The following is a 14,789-nucleotide window of genomic DNA, read 5'->3' as shown; positions in this document are numbered from 1 at the left end:
CGAAACGAGGCGCCTGCAAGGCAGCGGCCCCCGAGTGCGGGCCGCTGCCTTGCAGGCGAATAGAGGGCCGGGGAGGCCCGTACCAGTCGGGGGAAGTCGTGGAACAACTGCAACAGCTGGTCGCCGAGGCGCGCGAGGGCGTCGAAGGGGCCACGGACCTGAAGGCGCTGGACGAGGTCCGGGTGCACTATCTCGGCAAGAAGGGCGCGCTGACAGCTCAGCTCAAGGAGCTGGGCAAGCTACCGGCGGAGGAGCGGCCGGCGGCGGGGCAGAAAGTGAACGAGGCCAAGACCGAGGTCGCCGGTCTGATCGAGGCGCGCAAGGAGGCCCTGGCGCAGAGCGCGCTGGCGGAACAGCTGGCGGGCGAGCAGGTCGACGTGACCCTGCCGGGGCGGCGTCAGGCCGAGGGTGCGCTGCACCCCATTACTCAAACGTTGGAACGCATCGAGACCTTCTTTGCCGGATTGGGCTTCCGCGTCGCCGAGGGCCCCGAGGTGGAGGATGACTTCCACAACTTCGAGGCCCTGAACATCCCCGAGCATCACCCGGCGCGGGCGATGCACGACACCTTCTACTTTGATGCCCACCGCGTTTTGCGTACGCATACCTCGCCGGTGCAGATCCGCACCATGGAACAGGAGCGGCCGCCGCTGCGCGTGATCGCGCCAGGGCGCGTGTATCGCTGCGATTCCGATCTGACGCATAGCCCGATGTTCCACCAGGTTGAAGGGCTCTGCGTGGATACGGACATCACGTTCGCGGATCTGCGCGGCGTGTTGAGTGCGTTTCTGCAGGCCTTCTTTGATCGGGACGACCTGGCCACGCGCTTTCGGCCGTCCTACTTCCCGTTCACCGAGCCGTCGGCCGAGGTCGACATCCAGTGCGTGCACTGCGGCGGTGACGGCTGCCGCGTCTGCAGCCACACCGGCTGGCTGGAAGTGATGGGCTGCGGGATGGTTCACCCCAACGTGCTGGGTCACGTGGGGATCGACGCCGAGCAGTACACGGGCTTTGCCTTTGGCCTGGGCGTCGAACGCATGGCGATGCTGCGCCATGGGGTGAACGACCTCCGGCTGTTCTTCGACAACGATATCCGTTTCATCGGGCAATTCGGGCAGACAGGCTAATGCGTATCAGTGTGCAGTGGCTGCAAGAATGGTTGCAGATCGACGAGACCCCGGAAGATCTGGGCCATCGCCTGACCATGGCCGGTCTGGAGCTGGATGCGCTGGAAGCGGCGGCGCCTGCGTTCAGTGGGGTGCGGGTGGGTCACGTGGTGGCGGTCGAGCCGCACCCGGACGCGGACCGCCTGCGCGTGTGCCGTGTCGAGGCCGGAGAGGCGGAGCCGCTGACCATCGTCTGCGGGGCGCCCAATGTCCATGAGGGCATGCTGGCGCCGGTGGCGGTAGTCGGTGCGGTATTGCCCGGTGATTTCCGTATCAAGCGCTCCAAGCTGCGCGGCGTGGGCTCCGAGGGCATGCTCTGCTCCGCGCGCGAGCTCGGCCTGGCCGAGGACGCCGAAGGCTTGATGTCGCTGCCGACGACGCTGGAGGCCGGCCAGGACCTGCGTGAGGCGCTGGGGCTGGACGACACCATCCTGGAAGTGGACCTGACGCCGAACCGGGCCGATTGCCTGGGCATGCGCGGCATTGCCCGCGAATGCTCGGCATTGCTGGACCGGCCGCTGCATGCGCCGATCATGCAGACCATGGACGTCGCCAGCGATGCCCGGGTGAGCGTGAATATCGAGGATCCGGAAGCCTGCCCCCTGTATGCCGCGCGGGTCCTGGAGGGCCTGGACGCCAAGGCCGCGACGCCGTTGTGGATGACCGAACGCCTGCGCCGCGCCGGGGTGCGCCCGCTGAGTGCCATCGTGGATGTGACCAATTACGTGATGCTGGAACTGGGTCAGCCACTGCATGCCTTTGACGCCGCGCACACGGGCGACCGGATCCAGGTGCGCCAAGGCGACCAGGGGGAATCCCTGACGCTGCTCGGAGGCGACCAGACGGTGAAGTTGTCGCCGCAGGATCTCGTGATTGCGGGTGATGACGGGCCCCTGGCGCTGGCCGGGGTCATGGGCGGCGCCGCCAGCGCCGTCGGTGACACCACTACCCGCGTGGTGCTCGAATGCGCGCATTTTGCCCCCCGCGCCCTGGCGGGTCGGGCGCGCGCCCACGGCCTGCATACTGATGCCTCCCACCGTTTCGAGCGGGGTGTCGATCCGTCCCTGGTCCCGCAGGCCATGGAACGCGCGAGCCAACTGCTACTGGACATTTGCGGCGGGCAGTGCGGCCCGGTCGAGCAGGTGGGCGAGACGCCGGCCTCCCATGCGGAACAGGCGATCATCCTGCGCCCGGATCGTGTGCAGCGCCTGCTCGGGATTACCCTCGAGGCCTCCGAAATCGAGCGCATCCTGCGTGCGCTGGACTGCCGGATCGAGACAAGTCAGGGGGGCTGGTGGGTGCATGCCCCGCGCGCAAGGTTCGACCTCGAACGCGAGGAGGATCTGATCGAGGAGCTGGCGCGGGTGCACGGCTACGATGCCCTGCCGCAGACACTCCCGAAGCCGGTTGCGCCGGCGACGCCGGAGTCGGGTCTGCGGTCACTGCGCAACGGGCTTGCCCGCCAGGGCTTCCACGAGGTGATCAGCTTCAGCTTTATCGCCCGCGATGCCGCCAGTGCCTTCTATCCGGACGTGGAACCCCTGGCGCTGGCGAACCCCATTTCGTCCGACCTGGCGGTGATGCGCCCGGGGTTGTGGCCCGGGCTGGTGACCACCGCCGCCTACAACCAGGCGCGCCAGCAATCGGACCTGCGCCTGTTCGAGCATGGGCTGCGGTTTGTGCCGGATGCGTCCGGCTTGCGGCAGGAGCCGCGACTGGCGGGCCTGCTCGGTGGGAGAGCGGCTCCGGAAGCCTGGGAGGGCGAGGCGAAGAAGGTCGATTTCTTCGACGCCAAGGGCGTCGTGGAAGGCCTGTGCGAACGCGTCGCCGGCCCGCTCGGCTTCCGAGCGGAGCGCCATCCGGCGCTGCATGACGGACAGTCCGCGCGAGTGCTGGTGGACGGGCAGCCGATCGGTTGGGTCGGGCGCCTGCATCCGGCGCTGTGCGAGCGCTTCGACGTGGAGCCTGTCTACCTGTTCGATCTGAACGCGGCGGCCGTGGTGCGCGCCCCGGTGGCGCAGTTCACGCCGTTGTCGCCGTATCCATCCATCCGTCGTGATTTGGCGCTGGTGGTGGCCGACTCGGTGGCAGCGGGCGATGTGCTGGAGGCCATCGACGAGCTTGACCTGGACCTTCTACAGGACGTTCGCCTGTTCGATGTGTACCAGGGCAAAGGCTTGAATCCGGAAGAAAAAAGCCTGGCTTTGGGCTTGATTTTACGGGCTTTTGATCGCACCCTAGGCGAACAGGACGTGGCTGGCATCACCGACGCGGTGGTGCAGCATCTCCAGGCCCGGTTCAACGCAACCTTGAGACAATAGCCGATGGCAGCTGTAACCAAGGCGGATCTCGCCGCCGCGCTAAACGACGAACTGGGTCTCAACAAGCGCGAGGCCAAGGAATTCGTCGAGATGTTCTTCGAGGAGATGCGGCAGTCGCTGGAGACCGGCGAGGGCGTGAAGCTTTCCGGGTTCGGGAATTTTATCCTGCGCGACAAGAACCAGCGGCCAGGGCGCAATCCCAAGACGGGCGAAGAGATCCCGGTCTCCGCCCGTCGCGTGGTCACCTTCCGGCCGGGGCAGAAACTGCGCGAGCGGGTAGAGAGCTATGCTGGAGGCGAGTAACCACCAGGAATTGCCCGCCATCCCGGGCAAGCGCTACTTCACCATCGGCGAAGTCGCGGAGCTGTGCCAGGTCAAGCCGCATGTGCTGCGCTACTGGGAGCAGGAATTCCCGATGCTGGAGCCGGTCAAACGGCGCGGCAACCGTCGCTATTACCAGCGCCAGGACGTGATCCTGATCCGTCAGATCCGCGCACTACTGTACGAAGAGGGCTACACCATCAATGGTGCTCGCCAAAAGCTCTCTGGAGACGAGGCCAAGGGCGATCGCCAGCAGGCCCAGCAGATCATCCAGGACACCATCTCCGAGCTCGAGTCGGTTCTGCGCGTTCTGCGCGCCTGAGGCTCCGACCCTAGGGGGGCGCCCGGACGTTGTGTTGATGCGATTCGCTTTGCTCGTCGCATCCTACGGTGTCCGTCTGAACCCAACTCCAATTCGAAATTCCCACTCTGTAGGATGCGATGAGCGTAGCGAATCGCATCAATACGCCACTCTCGGTGTACTTGGCACGAATGGTCCGCACGGATCTCGCTGCAAAGGGGCGGTCGACGCTTTCGTGAAGGCGGGGAATCGGATATAGTTCGCGGCTTCGGGGCGTGGCGCAGTCTGGTAGCGCATCTGCATGGGGTGCAGAGGGTCGCAGGTTCAAATCCTGCCGTCCCGACCAAACAGGAATCAACAAAAAAGGCCGCTTTAAGCGGCCTTTTTTGTGTTCGAGGTTAGGGAGACGCTGCGTCTCCTGGCCTCAATCCATCGAGCGGCGGCGCCCCTCGCGCTGGTAGTGGAGCAGGGCGATGTTGGTCTGGCGTTCCATCCACTGGGTCATGCCGACGATCTCGAACCCTGCGAACTCAAAGCCATCGCGCGCGCTGCGGCGACGGTTGGCCAGGCGCAGGTCCCCGGAAAGGCGTTGACTGACGTCGGGGAGTAACAGGTTCTCGAAGGCCAGTTTCGTCTGCTCCTCGAGCGCATCCAGGAGGTCGGTGGAAAGCTCGATGCACATGCCCTGGGCAGAGAGGTCGGCAACCTCGCCGATCACGGGATCCTTCCAGGCCTTCGCATGGAGTTCGATCTGAGGGCGCTGTGCCATCGGAATGTGTACGCGGAATGTCTCGCGCCGTTGCAGGTAGTGCAGAGTCTCCGGATAGGTGCAGACGTAGAGTGCGCCTTTTTGCTCCTGCTCGATGCGTGTTACGCGTGTGCCGAATCGCACTGCGACGCCGCGCAGCGCAGCGAATACGCGCAAATCCATGCCGATACGGACCTGCTGGTGGGCCCGAGGCGGGGTCAGCTCGTCGAGAAAAAGTTCCTTGGAGCTCGGGTCCAGACGGACCAGGGCCGAGGTGTACAGGGGGCCGTCGGTATCCACGCGAACGCTCACGACGGTGAGCTTGTGGTCGAGGTCCTTGAGGATGCCGGCAATCCGGTCCGGCTTTTCGACGGTATAGTCGGTGTCGTCCATGCGTCCGAAGTGTTAAAAAAGTGTGTGGGCGCAAGGTACTGGTGGATGCCGCGAAAAGCCAGCCTCCACCAGGACAGGTCTCTCAGGCCTGGGTGATCTGGCGTCCGCCGCGGCTTCCGGGGCGGGCGCGGCCATACGGGTCGTAGGTGGCCGCGGGGCCGGTTTCCTCGCCGCGGAGGATCTGCATGGACAGTTCCACGCGCTGGCGGTCACGGTCGATCAGGCGCGCATTGCCCTGATTCAGGGTGTCGCAGCGTTCGATGGACTGGCGCAGGGCTTGCCACAGGTCGTTCAGTACGACGCCATCGTCCATCTTCGAGAACAGGCGAGCGACGCCCTCGGGGCTGAAGGCCTCGCCGGCGGCCTCGACCAGGCCTTGCTGGGTGCGTGTCTCGGTTTCCAGCTCATGCAGCAGGGTCTGTTTGCCGGTCACCACGTCCTGCAGCGTATGGGGTTGACGCGCTTCGACCGCGCGCGTTTCCTGTAGCAGGCTCTCTTCCAGCTGATGAGCCAGCCGGATCGAGCTCTCGAGCGAGCGTTGCAGTTTGTGGTGCGCGTCGGCATTCATGGGCGATAGACCGGGTTAGCGCAGCAGGCTTTCGAGGTCGATCATGCGATCGGCCAGCTGCTCGTTGTCCACCGGGTAGTTGCCGTTGGAGATCGCCTCGCGCAGTTCGGCAACGCGGGCGGCGTCGAAGGGTGCGGTGTCGCCCGCGCCAGCCGCGGCGTTCATCGCCTGGGCGGCCCCGGTGAGCGTGACCGAATCATTGTTCGCCGCCGATGCGTTACCGGAGGCCGGGGCACGGCCCGCCGTGTTGCCGGACTCGTCGCGACCCTTTACGCCGGGGTTCTGGCTGTCGGGGCGCAGACTGTTCGTGTTGAGGCCCTTGATATCCATGATGCCTTCCTGTCGTTGTAACTGTGCTGCAATTGTTTACGGCCAGCGGTGCTGAAACTGTAGGCCCCGGGTGCGGAAAAGTGTAACGGGCTTCACAGTCCGCTTCGAAAATGATCGGCGTGGCTGGTGGGGCGAGGCCTCAAAGCGCTACCCGGATGTGGCCGGAGGCCTGGATTTCGCCTTCGACGACGCGCCCGGAGGATGCGTTTTTGACTCGAATTCGCTCGCCCAGCGTCCCGTTTTCCAGCGCCTCGCCCTGCATGCGGATGGCGATGGAACCGCTCTCCGCGAGGATGGTAACCCGCTGGCCGCGACTGATGATCTCGCGCGGGCTGACGTGCTGGGTGCCGATAATTTGACCCGGACGGATGCTGCGTCGGGTCTGCTGGCCGATCAGGGCATCCTTTTCCTCATGATAACTGCCGGCATGGCGCGAGGTCTCGATTCGCTGGAAACGCAGGTCTCCCGCCGAGAGGGTGTGCTGGCGCGGCAGGGTGCGGTTGGCCACCAGCACTTGGGCGTAACGTTCCACGGTCGCCGGCACGTACAGCTGCCAGGTCACCGGACCGGCACACTGGATATGGACGGCGGTGTTGCCGTCGCGCCGACCGCCGGGCGGAAAACGCGCTTCCAGGCCGTCCGTGCAGGGGGCGAGGCGCAGACGATTGTCGAGCTGGCCGATCTCGATGGAGACATCCTTCTCGCTATCGGTAACGCCCAGCTCCTGAATCAGGAACTGCTCGGCGGCCTGACGGATTTCGCCGACCGGGTGGACTTCGGCCCGGACGCTAGTAGACAGAAGCACCAGGGCGAACAGAAGGGCGACTCCGCGAAGGAGACGCTGATTCGTTCGCACGTCCGCGCTCGAGTCGATTTTGCTCGCTGACAAGGCGCGGCGCTGTGTGCCTCCTCCCCGAAAAAATGGGGCACCAACGCGGTTGTGCGAATGAATCAGCGTCTCGCTAGAGGCGGCAGCAAGTCCGGAAGTGGGTCGGCGCTGGTTCATGTTGCGGTCCTGTTTTGTCCTGTCCTGCGCAGCCAATGCGGTGCGGGTGTCGGACTGTGCGCGAATGGCTCGGGTTTGCCGGATTTGTGTCGAGGTCGAGCGAATCGCGTGCGGTTTCTGTACGGAATAGCATGCAGATGCCGTGCCAATGACTGATCAGCCGGCGCCTCGCGCGCATTCAAGGCCTGTCGCGGGCGGCCGTTATCCCCATGAGGCGGCGCCAGAAGGCGCATGCACGCGAATGCAAATGACAGGCCGGGGTTGCGCGGTGCACACTTGGCCTTTGAGGCCTGTCCGGTGCTTAGAGCAATCGGGGCAAGGAGAGCGGCACGATGAGTCAATTCATTGACGATGTGAATCAGCGAACCCAGTTGGTGGGGCAGAACCGCATGGAACTGCTGCTCTTCCATCTGGGCGGGTCGCAGACCTTCGGGATCAACGTCTTCAAGGTCCGCGAGGTGATTCCGTCGCCGCCGCTGCGTCAGATTCCCGGCTCCATGAGCGTGGTACGCGGGGTGGCGTCGCTGCGTGGTGGTACCGTGCCGATCATCGACCTGGCGCGAGCGATGGGCCTGCGTGGCGCCGTCGGGGCGGCCGACAACGGGGATCAGAAGGTGGTGGTCACCGAGTTCAATCGTTCGGTGCAGGGCTTCTGGGTGTCAGCCGTGGATCGCATCGTCAACGTGAACTGGCAGGATGTGAAATCGCCCCCGCGCGGAACCGGGCGCGAATCCTTCCTCGTGGCCGTCACGGAGATCGACAACAAGCTGGTCGAGATCATCGACGTCGAACGGGTGCTCTCCATCGTCAATCCGCTGCCCAGCGAGGTCTCGCCATCCATCCGCGAGAACGCCAGAGAGGCCAGCGGGCGCAAGGTCGTGATCGTCGATGACTCTGTGGTGGCGCGCAAGCAGATCGAGGGCGCGATCAAGGGGCTTGGCTTCGAATACGACGTCTTCAAGGATGGCCAGGAGGCACTGGATTTCCTTGAACAGAAGGCCGCGGAAGGGCCGGTGGGTGACCAGATCGAGATGGTGATCTCGGATATCGAGATGCCACGTATGGACGGCTACACCCTGACCGCGCGCATCCGGGACAATGCCGCCCTGAAGGACCTGAAGGTGCTGCTGCATTCCTCGCTGAGCGGGGAGTTCAACACGGACATGGTCAAGCGCGCGGGCGCGGATGCCTTTCTCTCCAAGTTCAATCCCGACGAGCTGGCCAATGCCGTACTGGATCAGACCGGACGCGAGAGTCAGCAGGCCGAATGACCGATGGGGCGGAATCGGGTTGCCGCTCGGCAAGCCCGGAGCGGCGATGCGTGGCCGGAAGTCGGTGCGTGTCGTGCCTTGTGCGCGACGCCGTATACTGAGGCTGAATTGTTGCGTTTTTCGCCGGTTTTCGGCCAGGCTGCCCCCTTGTCAAGGACTCGTCACCAGGATGCCTAATCACGATGAACTGCGCTCAGGGATGAATCGGTGATTGATTCCCGCGACTACGAGGAGTTCTCCCGCTTTCTGCAGGCCTGCTGCGGCTTGGTGCTGGGCGACAGCCGCCAGTACCTGGTTTCCAGTCGCCTGTCGCGGCTGCTCGATGAGTTCGACTTCAAGACCGTTCCGGAACTGCTGCATGCCATGCGCCAGGCGCCGAATCCACGCCTGCGGACTCGCGTGATCGACGCGATGACGACCAACGAGACGTCCTGGTTCCGCGATGGCTTTCCGTTCGAGATCCTGCGCCACGTGCTGTTGCCGGAACTGGCCGCGAAGGGGGGCAGCATCAAGGTCTGGTCCTCGGGCTGCTCCAGTGGGCAGGAGGCCTACACGATCTCCATGGTGGTCTCGGAATGGGAAGAGTCGCGGCCCAGCCGGAAGGTGCCGGTGTCCATTCTGGGGACGGACCTGTCAGAGAAGATCCTGGACGATGCCCGACGGGCCGTGTACGACGGCCTGAGCATCGTGCGCGGGCTCAGCGAGAGCCGGCGCGAACGTTTCTTCGAGACGGTCGCGGATGGCCACAAGGTGGTCCCGGATGTCCAGCGGCGCTGCCGTTTTCAGAAGCTCAACCTGATCGACAGCTATGCGGCGCTGGGTAAATTCGACCTGGTGTTCTGCCGCAACGTGCTGATCTATTTCTCCGGAGACACCAAGCGACAGGTTCTTGACGCTATCGCCCGGCAGATGAATCCGGGTGGCTATCTGTTTCTTGGCGCTTCCGAGACCGCAGGGCCCTACACCCAGGCCTTCGAGACGGTGCGAACCGATTATGGATCGGTACTCCGCCTGAAGTCCTGACGTAATACCGCCCCGGGACGGAATCCCGGGAACGCCCGTGCAATGCGGGCGGCGAGTCGTTCCATCCCTTCCCCTGTCTGCCCGCTGTGCCTGCACCCATGTGGCACGTCGCTCGAGAATGGCATAACGATTGCATCAGTCCCCCTGCGAAGGGCCGCAACAGTTGCGTCCCGGTTCTCCAAGCGAGGGTCCGCCACGGGCGGACAGGGCGGAAGCGATGAGTCTCTCTCTCGACAAGGCGATGGGCATTTCTCCGCAGGCGGTGAATGTGCGGGCGCAGCGCATGGAGCTGCTGGCCTCGAACATCGCCAATGCGGATACCCCGAACTACAAGGCGCGGGATATCGATTTTCGTGCGGTGCTCGAATCCGCGGCCGGCGGCGGCAATCACTTGCCCATGGCGCGCAGCCAGGCGGCGCATCTCGACCCCAACGCTGGCGCGATGAACGGGCAGGTTGAGGCGCTTTACCGCGTCCCCTCGCAGGCGTCCCTGGATGGCAACACGGTGGACCCGCAGATGGAGCGGGCCGCCTTTGCCGAGAACGCCGTTCAATACCAGAGCAGTCTGGAATTCCTCAATCGCCGGGTCTCCGGCATCCGCGAAGCCCTTAGGGGCGATCGCTAACGTGACGCGGACCTGATCGGGAGATCGATGTCGTGAGCAACCTTTTCAGCCTGTTCAATACCTCCGCCTCGGCGCTGTCGGCGCAGTCGGTGCGCCTGAACACCGTGGCCTCGAACCTGGCCAACGCGAATACCGCGGCGACCAACCCGGACGAGGCCTATCGTGCCAAGCAGGTGCTGTTCCAGAGCGTGATGGACCAGGCCAACCCGAACGGTTCGTCGACCGCGGTGCGGGTGGCCGGCGTGACCGAGTCGCAGGCGGCGCCGCATGCGCATTACGAACCGCATCACCCGCAGGCCAACGAGGAGGGCTACATCTTCCGTCCGGCCATCAGCGTGGTGGAGGAGATGGCCAACATGATGTCCGCCTCGCGCAACTACGAAGCGAACGTGGAGGTGATGGAGACCTCGCGTCAGCTGCTCCAGCGCACATTGCAGATCGGTCAAGGCTAGGGAGCCCTCGATGACACAGATATCCCCCGAATTGCTGGATCGCCTGGGCCTCTCGCGCCCCGAGCAGAAACAGGACAAGGACATGGACCGCCTGGGCCAGTCCGACTTTCTCAAGCTGATGACGACCCAGCTGGAAAACCAGGACCCGATGGAGCCGATGGACAACGGCGACTTCCTGGGCCAGATGGCGCAGTTCTCGACCGTGACCGGCATCGAGGAACTGTCCAAGTCCTTCCAGCAGCTGGCGCAGTCGTTGGGCCAGAACCAGACGCTGCAGGCCGCCTCACTGGTGGGCAAGGACGTGCTGGTTCCCGTCGAGTTCGGCGAGCTGGGTCCGGACGGCATGGTCAAGGGTGCGGTGGATCTGGATCGCTCCACGGAGGAGTTGCAGATCGATGTGTACAGCCCGAACGGCGAGCGCATCCGCCGTATGAACATGGGGGCCTCCGGCAGCGGCCTGCAGGAGTTCAGCTGGAACGGCATGCGCGACGACGGCACCTTCGCCCCGCCGGGGGTCTACGAATTCAAGGCCACGGCCCGCTCCGGGACCCAGTCCGAGGCGGTAGATACCTTCCTGGATGCCCGCGTGGAGAGCGTCGCGGTGGGCAACGATTCCGGGCTGGCACTGACCGTGCAAGGCCTGGGCGAGATCAGCTTTTCGGATGTACGGCGGATTGGCGGTTGACGCCCAAACCGCGACGAAAGAACCCTAACGGAGGAAACACCCCATGCCCTTCAATATCGGATTGAGCGGACTGAACGCGGCCCAGGCCGACCTGCAGACCACCGGCAACAACGTCTCCAACTCGGGGACCACCGGATTCAAGCGCTCGCGGGCGGAATTCGGTGACGTGTTTGCCCAGAGCTTCGGCGGCATCAGCCAGACGGCGATCGGCTCCGGCACGCGCCTGCAGGCGGTGACCCAGCAATTCTCGCAGGGCCGCACGGAGTTCACCGAGAACGGCCTGGATCTGGCCATCAATGGCGAGGGCTTCTTCGTTCTGAACGACCAGGGCAGCACCGCCTATACCCGTGCCGGGGAGTTCCAGGTCAATCGCGACGGCTTTCTGGTGAACAACCAGGGTCAGCAGTTGCGGGGCTACCCGCCGCAGGATGCCAATACTGCCGATCCGAATTTCAACACGGGGCAGCTCGAAGACATTCGTTTGCAGACCGGTGCGGCACCGCCCAACGCCACCACCGATATCGAGGCTCTGGTGAACCTGCGTTCTGATGCCGAGGTGCTGGGTGAGGAGTTCGCGCTGAATGACCCCGAGAGCTATAACTTCTCGACGTCGCTTACGGTTTACGACTCGCTCGGGACCTCGCGCGACGCGAGCATCTACTTCGTGAAGGGTGACGAGGACCTCAAGTGGACGGCCCATGTCGGGGTGGATGGCGAAGTGTACGATCCGCCATACACGCTTACCTTCGATGGCAGTGGCGCGCTCGACGCCGTGCAGCGTGACCCGCCTGAAGTGACCGTGGCCTTTGACAATGGCGCGAACCCCCTCGAGTTCGAAATCGATTTCGGCGGCACGACGCAGTACGGCGGGGATTTTGCGGTCAATGACCTGAACCAGAACGGGTTCGCATCCGGGCGCCTGACGGGTGTGGATATCGATGACTCCGGGGTGGTTTTTGCCCGCTTCACCAATGGTCAGTCGACGGTACTGGGGCAGGTGGCGATGGCCAGCTTCACCAATCCGCAGGGGCTGGAACAGCTGGGCAACAACAACTGGGCCGAGACCTTCGCGGCCGGCGAGCCGGTTTTTGCGGCACCCGGGACCGGCAACCTGGGAAGCATCCAGTCCGGGGCATTGGAGGCCTCCAACGTGGACATCGCCCAGGAGCTGGTGAACCTGATCACCGCGCAACGCAACTTCCAGGCGAACGCGCAGACGATCTCCGCGGCCGATCAGGTTACCCAGACGATCATCAACATCCGCTAAGTAGTGGATGAGACGCTGAAGAGGGCTTGAGCATGGATCGATTTCTGTACATCGCGATGTCCGGTGCGAAGGAGACGATGCACGCACAGGCCATCAACAACCACAACCTGGCCAACGCCAATACCGACGGCTTTCGCCAGGCGCTGGCAACGGCAGATACCTTGCCGGTACGCGGGCCGGGCCATGCCTCGCGCGACTACACCCAGATCGGCAACGATGCGGTGGATTTCAGCAAGGGCAAGATGCAGAGCACCGGGCGTGACATGGACATCGCCATCGAGGGCGAGGGCTTCATCGCGGTCCAGGGCCCGGACGGGGAGGAAGGCTACACCCGCGCCGGCTCGCTGCATGTGGACGCCTTCGGGCTGCTGCGCACCGCGCAGGGCCACCAGGTACTGGGGGATGGCGGCCCGATTGCCATCCCGCCGGCGGAGCAGATCGAGATCGGCACCGACGGAACCATCAGCGTGCGCCCGCTGGGCGTCGGGCCGGAGGCGCTGGCGGCGGTGGAACGCATCCGCCTGGTCAACCCGGACACCGACGAGCTGCAGCGCGGGGATGATGGCCTGTTCCGCCTGGCGGAAGGGGGCGAGGCGCCGGCGGATGCCGAGGTGCGCGTGGTCTCGGGGATGCTGGAGGGCAGCAACGTGAACACTGTGGAGGCATTGACCCGGATGATCGAGCTGTCTCGCCACTTCGAGATGCAAGTGAAGATGATGGACAGCGCCAACACGCTGGAACAAAGCAGCAACCGCCTGCTCGGCCTCGGCTGATGGGTGGCTTCGAGAGTAACGACAGGAGAACACCATGAACCAGGCACTGTGGATCGCCAAGACCGGCCTCGACGCGCAGCACACGCGCATGTCGACGGTCTCGAACAACCTGGCCAACGTGAACACCACCGGCTTCAAGAAGGACCGGGCGGTGTTCGAGGACCTGATCTACCAGACCGTGCGCCAGCCAGGTGCCCAGGCCACCCAGGATCAGCAGCTGCCCTCGGGCCTGCAGATCGGTACCGGGGTGCGCGCCGTCTCCACCGAGAAGATGTTCCAGCAGGGCAACCTGCAGCAGACGGACAACTCGCTGGACATGGCCATCGAGGGTCGCGGGTTCTTCCAGATCCTGATGCCGGACGGGAATGTCGGCTACACCCGGGACGGCAGTTTCCAGCTGAACTCGGACGGCCAGGTGGTGATGTCCAATGGCTATCCGCTGCAGCCGGGCCTGTTCGTGCCGGAGGACACCCAGTCCCTTTCGATCGGCAAGGACGGCACGGTGACGGCGCAGATCCCGGGGCAGGCCGCCCCGGTGGAGCTGGGCAATGTCCAGCTGGCGGACTTCGTGAACCCGGCCGGCCTGCAGGCGGTGGGCGAGAACCTGTTCCGCGAGTCCGCGGCCTCGGGTGTCGCGCAGCAGTCCCTGCCGGGCATGAACGGCACCGGCACGGTGGTGCAGGGCTCGCTGGAGACCTCGAACGTGAACATCGCCGAGGAACTGGTGAACATGATCGAGACCCAGCGCGCCTACGAGGTCAACTCCAAGGCGATCTCCGCGGCCGACCAGTCGCTGCAGTTCGTCAACCAGACGATCGGGTGATCTGATGACCCGCCTCGGAATCGTTTTCCGCCCGGCCCTGGCCGTGACCGCCGCACTGCTGCTGTCCGCCTGCGCCGCCACCCAGCCGACCAAGCCGGACGACAACCCGGACTATCAGCCGGTGATGCCGGCGCAACCGGTGCCGCAGTCACAGAACAACGGCGGTATCTATCAGGCTGCGCACTCCCAGGGACTGTTCGAGGACTACAAGGCGCGCAACGTGGGCGACCTCCTCACCGTGATCCTTGCGGAGAGCACGAACGCGCAGAAATCGGCCTCGACCTCCACCGGCAAGGATTCGAATCTGGAGCTGGGCAATCTCTCGGCCTTCGGGCGCGATGCCACCTTCAACGGGCGCCCCCTGTTCGGAGCCAGCAACTCGAGCTCGCGGGACTTCGACGGTTCCGGGGATTCCTCGCAGAGCAACCAGCTCGATGGCGAGATCACCGTGACCGTGGCCGAGGTCCTGCCGAACGGCAACCTGGTGGTGCAGGGTGAGAAATGGCTGGGCATCAACCAGGGCGAGGAGTACGTGCGCTTTCGCGGCATCGTGCGCCCGGTGGATGTGACCACCAACAACACCGTGCTCTCCACTCAGGTGGCGAACGCCCGCGTGTACTACGGCGGCTCCGGCGTGCTGGCGGACAGCAACACCCCCGGCTGGATCACGCGCTTCTTCAACAGCCCGATCTGGCCCTTCTGACCCGGCATGACCG

At 64.6% G+C, this 14,789-nt stretch carries 17 protein-coding genes and 1 tRNA gene; 14 read left to right on the top strand and 4 right to left on the bottom strand.

Annotation, left to right across the window (positions count from 1 at the left end):
* The first annotated feature begins 98 nt into the window (after nt 1–98).
* From pheS to D578_RS0112155, 5 genes are all read left to right on the top strand, one after another.
* Nucleotides 99–1,127: a phenylalanine--tRNA ligase subunit alpha gene (gene pheS / locus D578_RS0112175; RefSeq protein WP_018950219.1), complete on the top strand. Its 1,029-nt coding sequence runs from the start codon at nt 99–101 to the stop codon at nt 1,125–1,127.
* Nucleotides 1,127–3,487 (top strand): phenylalanine--tRNA ligase subunit beta, encoded by a 2,361-nt coding sequence (pheT, locus tag D578_RS0112170; RefSeq protein ID WP_018950218.1) that lies wholly within the window; start codon nt 1,127–1,129, stop codon nt 3,485–3,487. Before pheS ends, pheT begins: the two co-directional genes overlap by 1 nt.
* Before the next feature lie 3 nt (nt 3,488–3,490).
* A complete protein-coding gene (locus D578_RS0112165) occupies nt 3,491–3,790 on the top strand; it encodes an integration host factor subunit alpha (RefSeq protein ID WP_018950217.1) in 300 nt (99 codons plus the stop codon).
* Nucleotides 3,774–4,130, top strand: coding sequence for a MerR family transcriptional regulator (locus D578_RS0112160; protein WP_018140933.1), 357 nt, complete (start codon nt 3,774–3,776; stop codon nt 4,128–4,130). The genes D578_RS0112165 and D578_RS0112160 overlap by 17 nt, the downstream gene beginning before the upstream one ends.
* 248 nt (nt 4,131–4,378) lie before the next feature.
* Nucleotides 4,379–4,455: transfer RNA gene (locus D578_RS0112155), tRNA-Pro, on the top strand.
* 78 nt (nt 4,456–4,533) lie between these two features.
* Here the strand turns inward: D578_RS0112155 and D578_RS0112150 are convergent.
* The 4 genes from D578_RS0112150 to flgA form a co-directional block, all read right to left on the bottom strand.
* On the bottom strand, nt 4,534–5,250 hold the full coding sequence (locus D578_RS0112150) for a flagellar brake protein (protein WP_018950216.1): 717 nt from the start codon (nt 5,248–5,250) through the stop codon (nt 4,534–4,536).
* 82 nt (nt 5,251–5,332) lie between these two features.
* A complete protein-coding gene (locus tag D578_RS0112145) occupies nt 5,333–5,818 on the bottom strand; it encodes a flagella synthesis protein FlgN (protein WP_018950215.1) in 486 nt (161 codons plus the stop codon).
* Between the two features lie 15 nt (nt 5,819–5,833).
* Nucleotides 5,834–6,148 carry a flagellar biosynthesis anti-sigma factor FlgM gene (gene flgM / locus D578_RS0112140; RefSeq protein WP_018950214.1) on the bottom strand — a complete coding sequence of 105 codons (315 nt, stop codon included), beginning with the start codon at nt 6,146–6,148 and terminating at the stop codon, nt 5,834–5,836.
* Between the two features lie 139 nt (nt 6,149–6,287).
* On the bottom strand, nt 6,288–6,965 hold the full coding sequence (flgA, locus tag D578_RS0112135) for a flagellar basal body P-ring formation chaperone FlgA (RefSeq protein WP_026289332.1): 678 nt from the start codon (nt 6,963–6,965) through the stop codon (nt 6,288–6,290).
* Between the two features lie 521 nt (nt 6,966–7,486).
* Between flgA and D578_RS0112130 the strand changes: the two genes are divergently transcribed.
* From D578_RS0112130 to flgH, 9 genes are all read left to right on the top strand, one after another.
* On the top strand, nt 7,487–8,425 hold the full coding sequence (locus tag D578_RS0112130; protein WP_018950212.1) for a chemotaxis protein CheV: 939 nt from the start codon (nt 7,487–7,489) through the stop codon (nt 8,423–8,425).
* A gap of 207 nt (nt 8,426–8,632) precedes the next feature.
* A complete protein-coding gene (locus D578_RS0112125; protein WP_018950211.1) occupies nt 8,633–9,448 on the top strand; it encodes a protein-glutamate O-methyltransferase CheR in 816 nt (271 codons plus the stop codon).
* Between the two features lie 217 nt (nt 9,449–9,665).
* Nucleotides 9,666–10,073, top strand: coding sequence for a flagellar basal body rod protein FlgB (gene flgB, locus D578_RS0112120; RefSeq protein WP_042798454.1), 408 nt, complete (start codon nt 9,666–9,668; stop codon nt 10,071–10,073).
* A 32-nt stretch (nt 10,074–10,105) separates the two neighbouring features.
* Complete coding sequence (gene flgC / locus D578_RS0112115) at nt 10,106–10,525, top strand: flagellar basal body rod protein FlgC (protein ID WP_018145464.1); 420 nt, start codon at nt 10,106–10,108, stop codon at nt 10,523–10,525.
* A gap of 10 nt (nt 10,526–10,535) precedes the next feature.
* A complete protein-coding gene (locus D578_RS0112110; protein WP_018950209.1) occupies nt 10,536–11,210 on the top strand; it encodes a flagellar hook assembly protein FlgD in 675 nt (224 codons plus the stop codon).
* A 43-nt stretch (nt 11,211–11,253) separates the two neighbouring features.
* Entirely contained in the window at nt 11,254–12,477 is a 1,224-nt protein-coding gene (gene flgE / locus D578_RS0112105) for a flagellar hook protein FlgE (RefSeq protein ID WP_018950208.1), read from the top strand.
* Nucleotides 12,478–12,509: 32 nt separating this feature from the next.
* Nucleotides 12,510–13,250 (top strand): flagellar basal-body rod protein FlgF, encoded by a 741-nt coding sequence (gene flgF / locus D578_RS0112100; protein WP_018145467.1) that lies wholly within the window; start codon nt 12,510–12,512, stop codon nt 13,248–13,250.
* A gap of 34 nt (nt 13,251–13,284) precedes the next feature.
* Nucleotides 13,285–14,073, top strand: a complete 789-nt coding sequence (gene flgG, locus D578_RS0112095) for a flagellar basal-body rod protein FlgG (RefSeq protein WP_018950207.1) — start codon at nt 13,285–13,287, stop codon at nt 14,071–14,073.
* Between the two features lie 4 nt (nt 14,074–14,077).
* Entirely contained in the window at nt 14,078–14,776 is a 699-nt protein-coding gene (gene flgH / locus D578_RS0112090) for a flagellar basal body L-ring protein FlgH (protein WP_018950206.1), read from the top strand.
* Nucleotides 14,777–14,789 lie beyond the last annotated feature (13 nt).

The organism is Thioalkalivibrio sp. ALMg11, assembly GCF_000377905.1.
Taxonomy (GTDB): domain Bacteria; phylum Pseudomonadota; class Gammaproteobacteria; order Ectothiorhodospirales; family Ectothiorhodospiraceae; genus Thioalkalivibrio.
This window is presented reverse-complemented; position numbering and strand designations above follow the sequence as displayed.

Coding starts and splice junctions, on each gene's coding strand:
- pheT (WP_018950218.1), top strand. CDS start 1,127: ATGCGTATCAGTGTGCAGTGGCTGCAAGAATGGTTGCAGATCGACGAG.
- D578_RS0112165 (WP_018950217.1), top strand. CDS start 3,491: ATGGCAGCTGTAACCAAGGCGGATCTCGCCGCCGCGCTAAACGACGAA.
- D578_RS0112160 (WP_018140933.1), top strand. CDS start 3,774: ATGCTGGAGGCGAGTAACCACCAGGAATTGCCCGCCATCCCGGGCAAG.
- D578_RS0112150 (WP_018950216.1), bottom strand. CDS start 5,250: ATGGACGACACCGACTATACCGTCGAAAAGCCGGACCGGATTGCCGGC.
- D578_RS0112145 (WP_018950215.1), bottom strand. CDS start 5,818: ATGAATGCCGACGCGCACCACAAACTGCAACGCTCGCTCGAGAGCTCG.
- flgM (WP_018950214.1), bottom strand. CDS start 6,148: ATGGATATCAAGGGCCTCAACACGAACAGTCTGCGCCCCGACAGCCAG.
- D578_RS0112130 (WP_018950212.1), top strand. CDS start 7,487: ATGAGTCAATTCATTGACGATGTGAATCAGCGAACCCAGTTGGTGGGG.
- flgB (WP_042798454.1), top strand. CDS start 9,666: ATGAGTCTCTCTCTCGACAAGGCGATGGGCATTTCTCCGCAGGCGGTG.
- D578_RS0112110 (WP_018950209.1), top strand. CDS start 10,536: ATGACACAGATATCCCCCGAATTGCTGGATCGCCTGGGCCTCTCGCGC.
- flgE (WP_018950208.1), top strand. CDS start 11,254: ATGCCCTTCAATATCGGATTGAGCGGACTGAACGCGGCCCAGGCCGAC.
- flgF (WP_018145467.1), top strand. CDS start 12,510: ATGGATCGATTTCTGTACATCGCGATGTCCGGTGCGAAGGAGACGATG.
- flgG (WP_018950207.1), top strand. CDS start 13,285: ATGAACCAGGCACTGTGGATCGCCAAGACCGGCCTCGACGCGCAGCAC.
- flgH (WP_018950206.1), top strand. CDS start 14,078: ATGACCCGCCTCGGAATCGTTTTCCGCCCGGCCCTGGCCGTGACCGCC.